The sequence below is a fragment of the Parafrankia sp. EAN1pec genome (assembly GCF_000018005.1).
Lineage (GTDB): Bacteria > Actinomycetota > Actinomycetes > Frankiales > Frankiaceae > Parafrankia > Parafrankia soli.
The window spans coordinates 7477747-7494355 of record NC_009921.1; the positions used below are offsets into that span (position 1 = coordinate 7477747).

Here is a 16609-nt window from a genome sequence, read left to right on the forward strand (position 1 = left end):
TTTTACGGCCGGTGCCGGGAACAGGGGCCACCGCTGAAAAGCCGGTTGGAATACCGGCTCCGGATCATGCTCCGGGGCCGCCGGGGCCGGTTCCGGAGGAATTCTCGGACGCGACCGGAGCGGCCGCCGCCGGCCGGGTGCGACCAGTTGATTCGTGCACAGTTTCCGCCAGGACCGGGCCCCGCGACGCGGAATCGGCGAGATCGGGTGCATCGACTGGCGGCCGCAACGGAACGACACCGCTCGGCCGCGACGGCGCCGCGCCACCAGGCTCGACCGTGCCGCCGGACTTCCCCGCACGGCCTGTTTCGGAGCGGCCTGTTTCGGACCCGGCCGCCTTGGGATCGTCGGTACCGGAGGGCAGGCGCAGCGTGAACGTCGAGCCCCGACCCTCCGCGCTCCACACGCTCACCGAACCGCCGTGGTTGGTCGCGATGTGCTTCACGATAGCCAGGCCGAGACCAGTTCCCCCGGTCGCCCGGGAACGCGCCGGGTCGGCGCGGTAGAAACGCTCGAAGACCCGTTCCAGGTCCTTCTCGGCGATGCCGATTCCCTCGTCCGCGACTGATATCTCTATTGTTCCGCCGACCTGGCGGACTCCCAGCACGACCCGTGTGCCGCGCGGCGAGTAGCTGATGGCGTTGTCCAGCAGGTTCGCCACGGCGGTGACCAGCTGGTTCTCGTCGCCGCGGACCCGCAGCCCGCCAGCGCCGATGACGGCGACCGAGATCTCCTGCGCCTGCGCGCTGAACCGGTTCCGGTCGACGGCCTCCGCGAGCACCACCGAGACCGGCACCGGGGCCAGGTCGGGCATCGGCTCGGCGCCCTGCAGCCGGGAGAGGTCGATGATCTCCTGGACCAGCCGGGCCAGCCGGGTGGACTCGTGCGTCATCCGCGACGCGAAACGGCGCACGGCCACCGGGTCCTCGCTGGCCTCGCTGACCGCCTCCGCGAGCACGTGCAGCGCCCCGACGGGCGTCTTGAGCTCGTGGCTGACGTTGGCGACGAAATCGCGCCGGACGGCCTCGACCCGCCGCGAGTCGGTGATGTCGTCGAGCAGGACCGAGACGTACCCGCTGTCACCGAGCGGGCGCGCGTATGCCCAGACGGCCAGCGCGGTCTGGTCCGGACGGGCCCTGGTCAGCGGTGGCTCGGGCACCGGCGGCAGGTCCAGCTGGCGGTTGCGCTCGGCCGCGGCGGACCGGCAGGCCTTCACCAGATCCGCCACCTCGCCCACGCTGAGTTCGTCACCGTCGACGACACCCATCCGGCGGGCGGCGGAGTTGACCAGCACGACCACGTCCTCGGCGTTCACCACCACCAGCCCGGAGGGCAGGCCGGCGATCACCTGTCGGACGAGGTGGGCGGGCAGCGCGTGCGGGCCGGTGGCGGCCGCCGCCGCGCCGCGGGGGCCGGCGTCCGTCGCACCGCCCCGATCAGCCGAGTCAGGCCGCCGTGCCATCGCCGCGTCCCCTCCACGATGCCGCGACCCGACCGTCGAGGGCACCCGTACCGGCCCTGCAGGGCCAACCCCGACGAAACGCGACGTGACCGGTTGTCATGTCATCGTCCGACCTGTCCCCCACGTGCCGAATGTTAGGCGCCACCAGGTCGTCCGCGCCTTGGCTCGCAATGGTTCACGGCCGATGGTCGCCAGGTGTTCATCCGGCCTATCGTCGATGTTCACCCGACGGCGACGGCTGCGCATCATCGTCTGACGTCAACCCCCGAGGACCACCGAACGACTGTGATCGAATGGTGCTCCGAACCTCCCCTAGCTGTAAGGAGCCGTCTGTGCGGGACGTCTTCCAGGAAGAACTGGAAAGCATCAACCAATCGCTGATCGAGATGACCAGCATGGTCGCGTCGGCGATGGCACGGGCCACCACCTCGCTCCTGGACGCCGATCTTCAGCTCGCCGAGAACGTGATCAGCGCGGACGAGACCGTCGACCTGCTCCGCAACGAGATCGAGGAGCGGGCCTTCGATGTGATGGCCCGGCAGGCCCCGGTCGCGACCGACCTGCGGATGATGGTGACCACGCTGCGTATCGTCGCCGACCTGGAGCGGATGGGCGACCTCGCCCTGCACGTGGCCAAGGTCGCCCGGCGCCGCTACCCCGGGCGGGCGGTCCCGCCCGAGCTGCACGCCACGATGTTGCAGATGGGCCAGGTCGCGCAGCGCATCGTCGCCAAGGCCGGCTCGGTGATCGCCAGCCGGGACGCCGAGCTCGCCAAGGAGCTGGAGGCCGACGACGACGCGATGGACGGGCTGCACCGAGCCCTGTTCCACGTGCTGATCGAGAAGCCGTGGACCCACGGCATGGAGGCCGCCATCGACATCACCCTGTGCGGCCGCTACTACGAGCGCTATGCCGACCACGCCGTGTCGGTCGCCCGCCGGGTGATCTACCTGGTCACCGGCGAGAAGGCGGGCTGACGACCCGCCCGCCTTCTCGCCGCCCGCCCCGCGCCTTCGACGACCCGCCCTCGCGCTCGGCCCCCGCGCTCGGCTGCCAGCTCCCAGCCTTCGGCCACCCGCCCGCACCGCCCGGTGTCCCGCCGCGCCGCGGCCCGTGCCGCCCGCCCGGCGACTACTTCTTCTTGCCCTGAGCCGCGACGGCCGCGGCGGCGGTCTCCGCCGCGGCCGGGTCGAGATAGCCCGAGTCCAGCACCTTGAGATCGTCGTCCAGCTCGTAGCGCAGCGGGATGCCGGTCGGGATGTTCAGGTTCGCGATGTCGGTGTCGGAGATCCCGTCGAGGTGCTTGACCAGCGCCCGCAGCGAGTTCCCGTGCGCCGTGACGAGCACCGTCGCGCCGGAGCGCAGGTCCGGGACGATCGAGTCATACCAGTAGGGCAGCATCCGGACAACGACGTCGCGCAGGCATTCGGTGAGCGGGATCACATCGGGAGCGAGGTCGGCGTACCGCTCGTCGACGCCGCTCGGCTGGCCCGGCTCGATGGGCGGCGGCGGCGTGTCGTAGGAGCGGCGCCAGAGCAGGAACTGCTCGTCGCCGAACTTCGCCAGGGTCTCCGCCTTGTTCAGCCCCTGCAGGCCGCCGTAGTGCCGCTCGTTGAGACGCCAGCTGCGGCGCACCGGCACCCAGGTGCGGCCGGCCGCGTCCAGGGCGAGCCACGCGGTGCGGATGGCCCGGGTGAGCAGCGAGGTGTGCACCACGTCGGGCAGGACGCCCGCCTCCTGGAGCAGCTCCCCGCCGCGCGTGGCCTCCTTGAGGCCCTTCTCGGACAGATCGACGTCCACCCAGCCGGTGAACAGGTTCTCACGGTTCCACGTGCTCTCGCCGTGGCGGAGCAGGACGAGCGTCGGCATAGGTGAATCCTGCCCGCTCGGCCCGGTACTCGGCCAGTGTCCTCCGCTGGTCCACACGCACCGCCGGGAACGCAGCGACCCCCGGGTGCTCCGCCCCGCATAGGGCGGGACGGGCCGTCGGGACTAACGACGGCACCCGGGGGTCGGGTGTCTGCCTGGTACTCGCCGGTGCCGGTGCCCGAGGGCCACCCGGCAGGGGGTGAGGACCACGAGACCGGCTAGCGGACAGTCACCTCACGAGTCCTATGTGCATACAAAGCCTGGACCACCTCCCTTCTCGTGTACAGGGAACGCTACGCGCGGGCCGACCGCCATCGCAAACGGTTTTTTCCGCGGGCGCTCCGCGAGCAGCACGGCGTGGTCCGCCCCTCCTGGATCCGCCCGGCGGGGCCTAGACTTTCTCCATGGCGGCCAAGGTCGACGACTGGCACACACGGCTCCGGGCGCGCGGGTATCGCCTGACGCCGCAGCGCCAACTGGTGCTGGAGGCCGTCGCCCGGCTGGGCCACGCCACCCCGGAGGCGATCGTCCACGAGGTGCGGCAGACGGCCAGCGGGGTGAACATCTCCACCGTGTACCGCACCCTCGACCTGCTCGAGGAGCTCGACCTCGTCTCGCACGCGCACCTCTCGCACGGCGCGCCGACCTACCACGTCACCGGGGTCGACCCGCACGTGCACCTGGTCTGCGGCGCCTGCGGGGCCATCCTGGAGATCTCGCCCGAGCGGCTCGCGGGCATCGTCGGCGAGCTGCGCGCGGAGCTGGGCTTCACCGTCGACATGGATCACCTCACACTGGCGGGCCGGTGCGCGGAGTGCACAGCGGCCGGAAGGCGTTAGACCTGGCATGAGCACCGACACGCAGGCCCTCCGACCGGCACCGGCCCCGTCTCCGCTGCTCGCGCGGCCCGGAGCGGTCGCGGCCCCCGAGCCGGACGCGACGGTCGCGGCCCACTACGGCGATCCGCTGCGCGAGCAGCGCCGGGCAGTCACCACCGCGGTGCTGGTCGACCGCTCCAACCGCGGCGTGCTGCGCGTCACCGGTCCGGAGCGGCTCACCTGGCTGCACAGTCTGACCTCGCAGCACCTGTCGCAGCTGGCCCCGGGGCGAGGCACCGAGGCACTGGTGCTCTCCCCGCACGGCCACATCGAGCACCACCTGGTGCTCGCCGACGACGGCACCGCCACCTGGATCGACGTCGAGCCCGGGAGCGCGCCGCGGCTGCTGTCCTTCCTGGAGTCGATGCGGTTCATGCTCCGGGTCGAGCCGGGTGACGCCACGGCCGAGACGGCCGTCCTGTCGCTGCTCGGCCCGGGCGCGGCCGACGTCGCCCGGGCCGTGTTCGGGCCGTCCGCCGTCCCCGGCGAGGCAGGCGGCGGTCCTGCCGCGGGCACTGCCGCCGCGGGCTCCCCCACCGCGGCCGGTGCCGTGACCACCGGCCCGTACCCGGTCACCCGCGCGGCGGCCACGACCGACCCGACCGCCACCGGCGCGGCCGTGGGCGGCCCGGCCCCCCTGATCCGCCGGATGCCCTACGGGCTGGACCTGCTGGTCGCACGCGCGGATCTCGCCACGATCGCCGACCAGCTGGTGGGCGCCGGAGCCACCCCGGCCGGCCTGAGCGCGTTCGAGGCGCTGCGGATCGCCGCGCGCCGGCCGCGCCTGGGCCGGGAGACCGACCACCGCACCATCCCGCACGAGGTGGGGTGGCTGCCGGCTGCCGTGCACCTGGACAAGGGGTGCTACCGCGGCCAGGAGACCGTCGCCCGGGTGCACAACCTGGGTCGCCCGCCTCGGCGCATGGTGCTGCTGCACCTGGACGGCGCCGTCGCGGCTCCGGGTACCCCGGTCACCTCGGGCGGTCGCGCGGTCGGCTTCGTCGGGGCGTCCGAGATGCATCACGAGCTTGGCCCGATCGCGCTGGCCGTGGTGAAGCGCTCGCTTCCGGCGGACGCAGTGCTCGTCGTCACCGACCCCGACGGCGCCCAGGTGGCGGCGACGATCGACCCCGAGGCCGGCCCGGAGCAGCCGACCCGTCCCGCGGGGCGCCTGCTGCACCCGCACACCGGAGGCTGACCGGCGGCCACCGCCCGCCTGTCCGGCGGCCGCCGGGATGACCGGCGGGCCGCCGGTTACTCAGGCCGTGCGGGCCAGTACCTGGTCGAGCTCACGCGCGGCCGGGTCCGACGAGTGCCGGCGCAGCCGCCGCCGGACCTCGTCGGCACGCCGGCTGTTCCGCTTCGACCGGGTCGCCTCCAGCATCGGCAGGGCCTCCTTCGCCAGCGAGCACCCGCCGTCGAGGTTGCCCAGGTCGATCTGGACGGCGGCCCGCCGCAACAGGTAGGTCGCGCGGTCCCGGGTGCGCTCGTGCGGGTGGATGGCCAGCGAGCCCTCGAGCCAGCGATCGGCGTGCACGAGGTGGCCGAGGTCGATGTAGCAGCTGCCGACCTGCGCCTGGTACTCGGCGTCGTCGAAGTAGGCCGACCAGGCCGGGTCCTCCGCGCGTGCCTCGACGAACGCCGCCTCGGCGCAGGCCAGCGCCTGGGCGCAGGCGCTGGCCTCGCCCAGCGCGGCGTGCGCGCGGGCCCGGCGCATCTGCAGCATCGCCGCGACCCGGCCGGTCGCCCGCCGCGCGCTGGCGACCGCGGCCTCCGCCAGGTCGACCGCCTCACGCGGCCGGGCGAAGTCCACGCACTGCAGCGACATGTTCTTCAGGACGTTCGCGCCGAGCATCCGGTCCCCCGCGGCGTGCGCGGCGTGCAGCGCGGTCACCCAGTACCGCTGCGCCGCGGTCTGGAAGCCTGCGTCGAAGGAGACCCAGCCGGCGAACCGGGCGAGCTCGGCCGCGACCAGGTGCAGGTGCCGGCCGATCGCCTCGGTGTAGGAGCCGCGGGCGAGCAGGTCTGCGACCACGCCGAGCTCGGCGTCCACCAGCCGCCGCACGCTCTCCCCGCCGAGACGCTCGTCCATCACCCGCAGGCCGGGGATGTTGTGCTCGATCCGGTTGACGATCTGCTCGTCCACCTGGCCGCCGGCGAGCGCGACCTGCAGCCGGGCCGGCTCCAGGCCGAGCCACTCCGACGACAGCGACGCGACACCGGGCCCGGTGATGGTCAGGAAGCCGCGGCGGTCGGTCAGCGCGTCCTCGACGACGTCCATGAGCGAGGTGACGCTGCCCGAGGCCGTCCACGGGTACTCCGTGCGCACGGCGTCACCGGTCGGCAGCCAGGACGGCCACGGGTGGGACTCCAGCCGGTCGGTCGGGACCCCGAGCTCGGCGGCGAGCGCCAGCTGGGAGACCCGGTCCGGCACAACACCGCGGTGCTCCCAGCGCCAGACCTTCTGCCGCTCGGCGGCCATGTTCGCGACCCCGAGATCTCGGGCCCGACGCGCGACGACGCGTGCCAGCCGTTGGTAGGACCACCCACGCTGAGCGCGGACGAAGGCGAGGGGATGGGTGCAGGCGTGGGCATTGTCCGTCAGCATCGACGTCTCTCCTCTAGTCGCTGACACAGTCGCTTGCGTGACCAGCTAGCAACGCTATGTCGCGACATCTTCGTGTCCCAGGGCGATGGAGAGTGCGTTGTGAGCGAAGAGGTAACGCACGGACCACTTCAGCGACGTGATTGCACGGTTCGCTCGCCAAAGCGCGTGCGACGATGCCCGCATCGTCCCGTAGGCGCCAGATGCGGCACAGGGCCGGACAAGTCCACCCGCGCTCCGCCCGCCTCGCGGACGGGCACTCGCGCCCGGGGCCGGCCGAGGCGGCCCCGTCGCCGGCACCCGCGCGAGGGCTGCCGGCCGGGGCCACGGGGATGATCCGTCTTAGGCACAGGTCGGAGCACAGCCGCCTTTGCCCCAGAATGAGCATCAGCCATCCGACAGGCGCCGGCCAGGGTCTAAGGTCCGAACTCTCCAAGGTCCGGACTTGGGCCTCAGGACACCCACGAAACAACAAAGGACCTCCGGAGGAACACTCCGGAGGTCCTGAGGTGCAGGTCAGCGGTGGTGGTCAGGACGGCTGGCGCGCCGGGGGGATCGGCAGCGACCGGCCGTCCGGGCCGAAACAGAGCAGTGCCGAGGCCGGCGCGGTCACCGTGACCGGCTCGTCGGGCGCGACCCGCACCTGGGCCGCCACCCGCACCCCGAGCGTTCCGGCCGCCGATCGCACATAGACGGTGCGCTCCGCACCGAGCCGCTCGGCGACAACGACGTGCCCCTTCACCCGGAACCCGTCACCCACGCCCACGCCCGCGGCGGAGTCGCCGAGCCGCAGGTGCTCGGGCCGCACCCCGACGGCGACCGCGGCGGCGGGTGCCGGCGCGGAGAAGCCCGGTCCGCGCAGGATGCCGTCCGCCCAGGTGCCCTCGAAGACGTTCATCGGCGGGCTGCCGACGAACGTCGCGACGAACCGGGTGGCCGGCAGGTCGTAGATCTCGTCCGGGGTGCCGATCTGCTCGACAGCGCCCCGGTTCATCACCGCCACCCGGTCGCCCACCGCCATCGCCTCGGCCTGGTCGTGGGTGACGAACACAGCGGTGGTGCCCAGTTGGCGCAGCAGGCCGACGATCTCCACCCGCAGCTCCACCCGCAGCTTCGCGTCCAGCCCGGACATCGGCTCGTCCAGCAGGACGACGCGGGCCCGGGTGGCCAGCGCGCGCCCGATCGCCACCCGCTGGCGCTGCCCGCCCGACATCTGGGCGGGGCGCCGCCGGGCGAGGTCGGCGATGCCGAGCATCCGCAGCGTCTCGGCGGCGCGCTCCCGGGCCGCCGCCTTGGACATCCCGCGCCCGTAGCGCAGGGCCAGCACGAGATTGTCCGTCGCGGACAGGTGCGGGTAGAGGGCGAAGTGCTGGAAGACCATCGAGACGTCACGCCGGTGCGGCGGGACGCCGAGCTGGCTGTCGCCGTCGAAACGCAGGTCACCCGAGGTCGGCGCGTCCAGCCCGGCGAGGATGCGCAGCAGCGTCGACTTGCCCGACCCGGATGGGCCGAGCAGGGCGACGATCTCACCGGCCTCGATCGCCAGGTCGACCCCGGCGAGGGCGTGCACGGAGCCGAAGTCCCGGCTGATGCCCACCGCCTCGATCCGGGCCCCCGAGGTCGCGGTGACCGGGCTCGCCGGCACCGGGTTCGCCGTCACCGGGTCAGGGTCTCGGCCTCGGCCTGCGCCGCGGCGAGGGTCTTGTCGACATCCGCCCCGGTCATGATGCGCACGACCTGGTCGGACAGGGCCGTCGGGAGCTCGCCGCCGCGCGCGCCACCCCACGACGGAGGCGCGACCAGCGACGGGATGAGGTCGTTGAACGGCAGCAGCTGCGGGTACTGGCGGTAGAACGGCTCCAGCCGGGTCAGCGCCTCGGTGTCCACGGGCAGGTAGCTCAGCGCCTCGGTGCTCGCTGCCACGACGTCGGGGGCCAGCAGCGACACGACCAGCTCGGTCGCCATCTCCTTCTGGCACTGGTCGGTGGACAGCACGGTCAGCGCGTTGCCGCCCGCGACCGGCGCCTGCTTTCCGCCCGGCAGCGTCGGGAACGGCACCGCGCCGGCCCGGAAGCCCTGCGCCCCCTGGTCCTGGATGAACTTCAGGCCGCCCGCGAGGGCCGCGACCGTCACCATCGTCATCGCGGTCTGCTTGCGGATGCCGAACCGCAGCAGGCCCTGGTTGGTCGGGTCGTCGGACTGCGGCCCGTACGTCCCGACCTTCGCCAGGAACCGGGCGGCCTCGAGCGCCTGCGGGCTGTTCAGCCGCGGCCGGCCCGCCTCGTCCTGGATCGGCGCGCCCTTCGAGCTGGCGAGGGTGTTCAGCGCCCACTGCCCGAACTGCTGACCGGTCGGGATGTCGATCGGCTGGACGTCCTGCCCGGACGCCTTGATCTTGTCGGCGGCGGCGATCACACCGTCCGTGGTGGTCAGCGTCTTCGGGTCGACCCCGGCCTTCTCGAGGATGTCGAGGTTGTAGGCCAGCGTCAGCGTCGAGACCTGCTGGGGGATGCCGACCTGGCGGCCGCCGACCTGGCCGAGCGGGACCATCCGCTGGTCGTAGGAGGCCCGCAGCAGCCGCGGGGAGAGTTCCTGCGCGCCGAGCTGGTCGGCGAAGACCGGCAGCACGTCGAAGCCGGCGACCGCGACGTCGACCTGCTGGTGGGCTGAGCGGTCCGCGCTGAGCTGCTGCACCAGCGCCACATAGTTGGGCGCGGTGGCGACGATCTCGACCGTGAGGCCGGGATGCGTCTTCTCCATGTACGCCTTGCCGGACTTCGCCACGTCGTTCAGGTTCCCCACGGCGTACATCCGCAGCGTCTTCACCTGGGCGGCGCACTGCGGGGACGCCTTCGCGCCCTCGACGTCGTCCACGCCGGCGGCCGCGGTGCGCGCGGTCGGGCGCAGGCCCTCCCCCGGGCTGGCCGGCGTCGAGCCGCCTCCGCCACAGGCCGCCAGCGGGAACAGCGCCGCCACCACGGCGAGCGGCACCGCGCGTCGGAATCGGATCACGGATCTTCCTCTCGGGAGCCTCTGCCGTTCGGGAGCCGCTGCCGCTCGCGGGTCACGCCGCGAGCCCGGTTCCGGTGATACCAGCCGTCAACCGGCGCTGGGCGACAACGAACACGACGAGGGTGGGCAGGCTGATGATCAGCGAGCCCGCGGCGAGCTGGGTGAAGTCGGGGAACGCGGAAGTTCTGGTGGCGAGCCCGGCGAGCGCGAGCGGGGGTGTCGCGATGTCGGGCGAGCGGGCGACGAGCAGCGGCCACAGGTACTCGTTGAACGAGAGCAGGAAGCTGAAGACGCTGACCGTGGCGATCGCGGGCATGCTCAGCGGGACGACGACGGTGCGCAGGGTGCGCAGCGTCCCCAGGCCGTCCATCCGCGCGGCCTCGAGCACCGACACCGGGATCGTCGACATGTACTGGCGGAGCAGGAAGATCGCGGCGGCCTGTGTCATGAACGGCAGCACCAGGCCCACCCGGGTGTCGGCGAACCCGAGCGCCGAGATCGTGACGTAGTTCGGCACGGCGGTCACCTGCGGCGGGACGAGCAGGGTGGCCAGCACGACGCCGAACAGCAGCCCGCGCCCCCGGAAGGGCACCCAGGCGAACGCGTACGCCGCCGGGATCCCGGTGAGCAGTTGCAGCGCCAGGACGGCGAGGCTCACGCCGATCCCGGTCAGCAGCGCGGGGCCTAGATCACCCGCCTGCCAGGCGTTCTCGAACGCCCCGAAGCCCACCGAGGACGGGATCGGGTTCGCCGAGAGCCGCAGGGCGTTCTGCGGCGGGCCGACCGCGGTGCGCAGCATCCAGACGAACGGGAGGAGCGCGGCGGTGATACCGACCGCGAGGAACCCGAACCGGCCCGCCGCCGACAGCGGCGACCAGAACGGCACGGCGCGCCGCCCGGCGCCTGCCGAACGCTTCGAACCGGGCGCCCGGCCGGCACCGGCGCGGTGCCGCGGGCTCGCCGCCTCGCTGGTCATGACCGGCCTCCTTCGGCGACGGGATCCTCGGCGCCCATGCCGTCGAGCTGCCTGGCCATCCGGACGCGTCGGCCCAGCAGCGCTCCCGCCGCGCCGACGAGCACCACCGCGACCAGCAGCAACAGGGCGATCATGGATGCGTAGCCGATCCGGAACGAACCCGTGAAACCGACCTTGTAGATGTAGTAGATGATCGTCGTGCTGGAGTCCAGGGGCCCGCCATCGGTGAGCACCGCGACCGTCTCGAACGTCTGCAACGTCAGGACGGTGACGAACACCCCCAGGAACACCGTCGTCGGGGCCAGCAGCGGCAGCGTGACGTGGCGCAGCCGGGCGAGCCCGCGGACGCCGTCCACGTCGGCCGCCTCGTACACCGAGCGCGGAATCGCGGTCAGGCCGGCCAGATAGACCACGAAGACGAAACTGGTCAGCCGCCAGCCACCGACCAGCGCGACGACCGGGAGAGCGGTGGCGCGGTCACCGAGCCAGTTCACCGGATCGATGCCGACGAATCCGACGAGAGTGTTGGCCAGCCCGTCGGGGCTGCTGTCGAAGATGTACTGGAAGACCACAGCCATCGCCACGATGTTCGCACTCGCCGGCAGGAACAACGCGAATCGGACGGCCGCCCGGCCGCGGGTCACCCGTTCGGCCGCGAGTGCCAGCAACAGGCCGAACAGAACGGACGGAATGACCGTCAACAGGCAGTAGACCAGCGTGTTGCGGACGGCCTGGCCGAGATCGGGGTCCGCCAGCGCCTCGCGCAGGTTCGCCGTCCCTACCCAGTGGAAGTCCGGGCCGGTGAGGTTCTTGTCGGTGCCGGCGACGAAGGCCGACACGATCGCCGGGCCGATGACGAACACGCACAGCCCGACAAAGGCGGGCGTCAACAGCGCGGCCGCCCGCCAGCCGTCCCGCCCGGTTCTAGTCCCCTGCGCCACGGTTACGCATCTTGGCCCGACGGCGACCGGTCCGCACACACCGGGGGCGGGAAAAGATGAACGCCCGACGTCTTTTACGGCCAGCGCCTGATGACGCACCGGACAGAGCCGCGCCGTGGTGACGACGCTCGCGCCGCGCGGCCACACCGCCAGGCACCCGCGACAGCGACATCCCGGTCGTATCCGGCGACGCCCTGGCCGCGTCCTGGTCGTATCCCGGTGACATCCCCGGTGGCGTCCCGGCGGCGTCCCGGCGGCCGACGCGCACCGACACGCCCGGGGGCAACACCGGTGCGGGCAGGTTCGGCGAACCTCCTTCTTCATTCGATAGCCGCCAGCGGTCCCCTTCCGGCCGGATGCCTGCAACAATGACAGGCATCTTGATGTCGATCTTCGGGAACGCGATGAGTGACCGCAGCGACGGCGACCGCGATGACAGCGGACGCCACGGCACCGGACCTGGTGGGCCCGCCCACCACCATGACGGGGACGGACCTTCCGGCGGGCGGGACGAACTCGGCGACGACTGGGGCCGGGTGGATGCCGACGGCACCGTGTACCTGCGCACCGCCGACGGTGAGCGCGCGGTCGGCTCGTGGCGCGCGGGCAGCCCTGAGGAGGGCCTGGCCCACTTCCGCCGTCGCTACGACGACCTCCTCGCCGAGGTGGTGTTGTTGGAGCGGCGGCTGACGGTGAGCGGCGTCGACCCCGGCGGCATCGCCGGCAGCGCCCGCCGGCTGCGGGAGGGGCTGGCCCAGGCCTCGGTCGTCGGCGACGTCGACGCCCTGGCCGCGCGGCTCGACGCCGTCCTGGCGGCCACGGACACCCGCCGCACGGAGCTCGCCGCCGAGCGGGCCCGCCGGGTCGCCGCCGCGGTCACCGCCAAGGAGGAGCTGGTCACCGAGGCCGAGCAGCTCGCCCGCAGCTCCGAGTGGAAGGTGACGAGCGAGCGTTTCCGGACCATCGGCGACGATTTCCGCGCGATCACCGGTGTCGACAAGCGGACCGACTCGGCGCTGTGGCGGCGGATCGCCGCGGCCCGCGACGAGTTCACCCGCCGCCGCACCTCGCACTTCGCCGCGCTCGACACCCAGCGCACGCGCTCACGCGAGCGCAAGGAGGCGATCATCGCCGAGGCCGTCGCGCTGGCGGACTCGACGGACTGGGGCCCGACGACCGCGCGGTACCGCGCGCTGATGGTCGAGTGGAAGGCGGCCGGCCGGGCCGCCAAGGACGTCGACGACGAGCTGTGGGCCCGGTTCCGGGCCGCGCAGGACGGCTTCTTCAGCCGGCGCAACGCCGTGAACGCCGAGCGCGACGCGGAGCAGATCGCCAACCAGGCCCGCAAGGAAGAGCTGCTCGTCGAGGCCGCCGCGCTCGATCCCGTCGACGTCGAGCGGTCGCTGCGCCGGTACCGCGAGATCCAGGAGCGCTGGGACGCGATCGGCCGGGTGCCCCGCGAGGCGGTCGGCAGCCTGGAACGCCAGCTCAACGCCATCGGGGACAAGCTGCGCGATGCCTCCGACGCCCGTTGGGACCGTCGTGACATCGCCGAGTCCCCGTTCCTGACGAAGCTGCGCGAGTCGGTGGCGAAGCTCGAGGCGAAGCTGGAGCGCGCCCGCGCCGCCGGCCGGGCCCGCGAGATCACCGAGACCGAGAACGCCCTCACGACCCAGCGCGCCTGGCTGGCGCAGGCCGAGAAGGGAAGCTGACCGCGGCGCGCCGAATGACCCAACTGCGCTAACTGCCCGCTTGCCACAGCTAGCATCAGCCCGTATCGTCGACCTCCTCTTGACCGGTTGTTCCTGTGGAGGTCGACGACGGCCGTGGCGGCTATCCATGTGCGGGATGTCGGCGACTTCATCCGCGAGCAGCGGCGCGGCGCGCAGATCTCACTGCGCCAGCTCGCCCGCCAGGCGGGGGTGAGCAATCCCTACCTCAGCCAGATCGAGCGCGGCCTGCGCCGGCCCTCGGCCGAGATCCTGCAGCAGATCGCGAAGGCCCTGCGCATCTCGGCGGAGGTCCTCTACGTGCAGGCCGGCATCCTCGAGGAACGCGAGGGCGGCGAGGACCTGCTGGCCGCCGTCCACGCCGACGAGACGCTGACCGAACGCCAGAAGCAGGTCATCGTCGACATCTACGACGCGTTCCGCCGGGAGAACGCGCTCGCCGGGCTGACCCCCGGCGCGCGGGGGGCGACCGCGGCAGGGGCCGGCGACACCGAAGCCGACGTCGAGGCCGGCACCGCGGCCGACGCTCTGACCGACACCGAGCCCGGCTCCGCGGCACCCGCGCCGCGCTCGGCGGCACCCGCGCCGCGCTCGGCGGCATCCGCCTCGGGCTCGACGGCATCCCCGTCGGGCATGGACCGCACGGCCTCTGCCGCCGAGCATGGCGAGACCACCCCGGGCGGGAAAGCCCCGGGCGGGGCCGGGCCGGGGCCCGCCGGGCGGACCAGGCCCGCGACGACCCGACACAAGACCGCCGCCACGGCGGGCGAGCCGACGTCCACGACGCGGCGCGCGGCGACCCGCAAAGCGGGGGACGGCCGGCGAGGCCCGCGTAGCAGCAGTACGAAGAGCGCCCCGGTGGCACCGGAGGACGGTGCCGGCGAGGCCACCACGACCCGGACCCCGCCCGCGGGGCCGTCAAACACCTGACCCAACACCATCACAACCAGCGGAGATCGCTAGGAGATCACATGGCTACCGCCCGCACCGGCACGAAGACGAAGAGCGACACGCCCACGGCAAGCTCCGATGTTCGCAAGCCCCTGTACGCGTCGGTCGGCGCCGCCGATCTCGCGGTCGAGAAGCTCCGGACGCTTCCCACGGCCTACGGGACAGAGGTCCGGCGCATCTCGGACCGGGTCAGCCAGATCCCGGCCCAGGCGGCCAAGGTACCCGTCCAGGTCGGCTCGGCCGTCCTCGCACTTCCGGTGACCGTCGGGTCGCAGATTTCCGACCTGCAGGGTCGGGCGACCCAGCTCTACAACTCCTTCGCCAGCCGGGGCGAGAAGCGCGTCGCCGGCATCCGGCGCAGCCCCGCGACGGAGGAGGCGGTGAAGCAGACGAAGACGGCCGTCAGCCAGACGCGGGCCGCGCGCACCTCCACCCGCCGGGCGGCCACCGCCACGGGCCGCGCCGTCAGCGACGCCGCGACACCGAACTGAAAACAGCAGAACAAAAAATCAACACCACATCTGCGCGCACCGCGAACCCCAGACCCTGATTGCTGGCGGTTCGTGGTGCGCGTGTTGTATTAAGGGCATGCGTTATCGCCCCCTGGGATCTTCGGGCCTGATGGTCTCCGTCGTCGGGCTGGGATGCAACAACTTCGGGTCCAGAGTCGACCTGACCGGTACGCGTGCCGTCGTCGAGGCCGCCCTCGACTCCGGGATCAACTTCTTCGACACCGCCGACACCTACGGGAACAAGGGCGGCTCGGAGACCCTGCTGGGGCACGTGCTCCGGGGCCGGCGCGACGACGTCGTCCTCGCCACCAAGGTCGGCAACGACATGGGCGGCATGTACGGCCAGGACTTCAACGCGCGCGCCTCCCGCCGCTACATCCGCAAGGCGGTCGAGGGGTCGCTGAGCCGGCTGCAGACCGACTACCTCGACCTTTACCAGCTCCACAACCTGGACGCCTTCACCCCCGTCGAGGAGACGCTGGAGGCGCTCGGCGAGCTCGTCCAGGAGGGCAAGGTCCGCTACGTCGGCTCGTGCAACCTGGACGCCTGGCAGGTGTCCGACGCCGAGTGGACGGCACGGGCGTCCGGCACCACCCGGTTCATCTCTGCCCAGAACCACTACAACCTGCTCGTCCGGGACGTCGAGGCCGAGCTGGTGCCGGCCGCCCTCAAGTACGGGATCGGGGTCATCCCCTACTTCCCGCTGGAGAACGGCATCCTGAGCGGCAAGTACCTGCGCGACGAGGCGCCGCCGGCCGGCACCCGGATGGCGGGCCGCCAGGACGAGCTCACCGACGACCTGTTCGACCGGGTGGAGACCCTGGAGACCTTCGCCAGGGAGCGGGACCGCTCGCTGCTGGACGTGGCGATCGGCGGCCTCGCCGCCCAGCCCGCGGTCGCCTCCGTGATCGCCGGTGCGACGAGCGCGGCGCAGGTCCGGGCGAACGCCGCGGCCGGCCAGTGGCAGCCCCGAGCGGACGACCTCGCCGTCCTCGACAAGATCGCTCCCACCCGCCGCCCGGGGGCCTGACACCTCGGGCCCGCTCGACGGCCCGGATCGGGAGCCTGACTCCTCAGCCGGGCTCGGGGCCCTGGCGCCTCAGGCCGGGCTCGGCTGAAAGCGCAGGGCGCGGGCCAGGGCCTCCTCCCGCTCCCGGGGCAGCGAAGTTTTGATCACCATCGGATGGTACTCGCGCAGCGCCGCGATCGCCGCCGGCCGGGACTCGCGGACCAGCGCGAACACCGCCGCACGGCCAGGCTGCAGATGGCCGGCGATGCGCCGGATCATGCCAGTGTCCATCGCCTGGGCCATCAGGAGCCGGCCGGCGAGCGCCCCGCCGCCGGCGCCGATCGCCAGGCCCACGACCGGGGCCAGGAAGACGGCACCGACGGTGGCCCCGCACGCCGCGCCGCCCACCGCCGCCGATCTGATCCGCCGTGCCCCGTGCCGCACGTGCACCGCACCGCTGTCCTCGCGCCACGCGACCGCCCGGTCCGCCAGGTCGACCAGCCCCTGCCGGGACAGCCGCCGACCCAGCTCCCAGACCTGCTCGGCCTGGCGCCTGCTGTCGAACCCGAATACGACCAACTCCGCCACGCCTCCATCGCATCGCAGGCCGTTGACGTCTGGCAAACGGACATTCCCGCGAGAGGCCCACTCTGGTCTCGGTACT

15 protein-coding genes are annotated in these 16609 nt (G+C 72.7%); 7 read left to right on the top strand and 8 right to left on the bottom strand.

The window, feature by feature from the left end; genetic code table 11:
* Positions 1 to 64: 64 nt before the first annotated feature.
* Complete coding sequence (locus FRANEAN1_RS30495) at positions 65 to 1462, bottom strand: ATP-binding protein (protein WP_020463568.1); 1398 nt, start codon at positions 1460 to 1462, stop codon at positions 65 to 67.
* A 332-nt stretch (positions 1463 to 1794) separates the two neighbouring features.
* Here FRANEAN1_RS30495 and phoU point away from each other — a divergent pair, with 332 nt between their 5' ends.
* Entirely contained in the window at positions 1795 to 2439 is a 645-nt protein-coding gene (phoU, locus tag FRANEAN1_RS30500) for a phosphate signaling complex protein PhoU (RefSeq protein ID WP_020463569.1), read from the top strand.
* A 154-nt stretch (positions 2440 to 2593) separates the two neighbouring features.
* On the opposite strand, the gene FRANEAN1_RS30505 is transcribed toward phoU, so the two are convergent.
* A complete protein-coding gene (locus tag FRANEAN1_RS30505) occupies positions 2594 to 3331 on the bottom strand; it encodes a phosphoglyceromutase (protein WP_020463570.1) in 738 nt (245 codons plus the stop codon).
* Positions 3332 to 3735: 404 nt separating this feature from the next.
* Between FRANEAN1_RS30505 and FRANEAN1_RS30510 the strand changes: the two genes are divergently transcribed.
* Together FRANEAN1_RS30510 and FRANEAN1_RS30515 are read left to right on the top strand one after the other, a co-directional pair.
* Complete coding sequence (locus FRANEAN1_RS30510) at positions 3736 to 4170, top strand: transcriptional repressor (RefSeq protein WP_020463571.1); 435 nt, start codon at positions 3736 to 3738, stop codon at positions 4168 to 4170.
* A 7-nt stretch (positions 4171 to 4177) separates the two neighbouring features.
* Positions 4178 to 5407 (top strand): folate-binding protein YgfZ, encoded by a 1230-nt coding sequence (locus FRANEAN1_RS30515; protein WP_020463572.1) that lies wholly within the window; start codon positions 4178 to 4180, stop codon positions 5405 to 5407.
* A 60-nt stretch (positions 5408 to 5467) separates the two neighbouring features.
* Here the strand turns inward: FRANEAN1_RS30515 and FRANEAN1_RS30520 are convergent, their stop codons facing one another.
* The 5 genes from FRANEAN1_RS30520 to FRANEAN1_RS30540 form a co-directional block, all read right to left on the bottom strand.
* Positions 5468 to 6817 carry a hypothetical protein gene (locus FRANEAN1_RS30520; RefSeq protein ID WP_020463573.1) on the bottom strand — a complete coding sequence of 450 codons (1350 nt, stop codon included), beginning with the start codon at positions 6815 to 6817 and terminating at the stop codon, positions 5468 to 5470.
* A 526-nt stretch (positions 6818 to 7343) separates the two neighbouring features.
* Positions 7344 to 8474, bottom strand: coding sequence for an ABC transporter ATP-binding protein (locus FRANEAN1_RS30525; protein WP_157472846.1), 1131 nt, complete (start codon positions 8472 to 8474; stop codon positions 7344 to 7346).
* Positions 8471 to 9826 carry an extracellular solute-binding protein gene (locus FRANEAN1_RS30530; protein ID WP_020463575.1) on the bottom strand — a complete coding sequence of 452 codons (1356 nt, stop codon included), beginning with the start codon at positions 9824 to 9826 and terminating at the stop codon, positions 8471 to 8473. The genes FRANEAN1_RS30525 and FRANEAN1_RS30530 overlap by 4 nt, the downstream gene beginning before the upstream one ends.
* 52 nt (positions 9827 to 9878) lie before the next feature.
* On the bottom strand, positions 9879 to 10802 hold the full coding sequence (locus tag FRANEAN1_RS30535; RefSeq protein ID WP_020463576.1) for a carbohydrate ABC transporter permease: 924 nt from the start codon (positions 10800 to 10802) through the stop codon (positions 9879 to 9881).
* The gene (locus FRANEAN1_RS30540; RefSeq protein ID WP_020463577.1) at positions 10799 to 11743 is read right to left on the bottom strand and encodes a sugar ABC transporter permease; all 945 of its coding nucleotides are present in this window, start codon (positions 11741 to 11743) and stop codon (positions 10799 to 10801) included. Before FRANEAN1_RS30540 ends, FRANEAN1_RS30535 begins: the two co-directional genes overlap by 4 nt.
* A gap of 383 nt (positions 11744 to 12126) precedes the next feature.
* On the opposite strand from FRANEAN1_RS30540, the gene FRANEAN1_RS30545 reads away from it, so the two are divergent.
* The 4 genes from FRANEAN1_RS30545 (at position 12127) to FRANEAN1_RS30560 (ending at position 15966) form a co-directional block, all read left to right on the top strand.
* Positions 12127 to 13455, top strand: coding sequence for a DUF349 domain-containing protein (locus tag FRANEAN1_RS30545; protein WP_041254939.1), 1329 nt, complete (start codon positions 12127 to 12129; stop codon positions 13453 to 13455).
* Positions 13456 to 13569: 114 nt separating this feature from the next.
* Complete coding sequence (locus FRANEAN1_RS30550) at positions 13570 to 14403, top strand: helix-turn-helix transcriptional regulator (protein ID WP_020463579.1); 834 nt, start codon at positions 13570 to 13572, stop codon at positions 14401 to 14403.
* 41 nt (positions 14404 to 14444) lie between these two features.
* Positions 14445 to 14915 carry a hypothetical protein gene (locus FRANEAN1_RS30555; RefSeq protein ID WP_020463580.1) on the top strand — a complete coding sequence of 157 codons (471 nt, stop codon included), beginning with the start codon at positions 14445 to 14447 and terminating at the stop codon, positions 14913 to 14915.
* Between the two features lie 97 nt (positions 14916 to 15012).
* On the top strand, positions 15013 to 15966 hold the full coding sequence (locus FRANEAN1_RS30560) for an aldo/keto reductase (RefSeq protein ID WP_020463581.1): 954 nt from the start codon (positions 15013 to 15015) through the stop codon (positions 15964 to 15966).
* A gap of 69 nt (positions 15967 to 16035) precedes the next feature.
* On the opposite strand, the gene FRANEAN1_RS30565 is transcribed toward FRANEAN1_RS30560, so the two are convergent.
* On the bottom strand, positions 16036 to 16533 hold the full coding sequence (locus FRANEAN1_RS30565; protein ID WP_041254940.1) for a DUF1269 domain-containing protein: 498 nt from the start codon (positions 16531 to 16533) through the stop codon (positions 16036 to 16038).
* Positions 16534 to 16609: the final 76 nt, after the last annotated feature.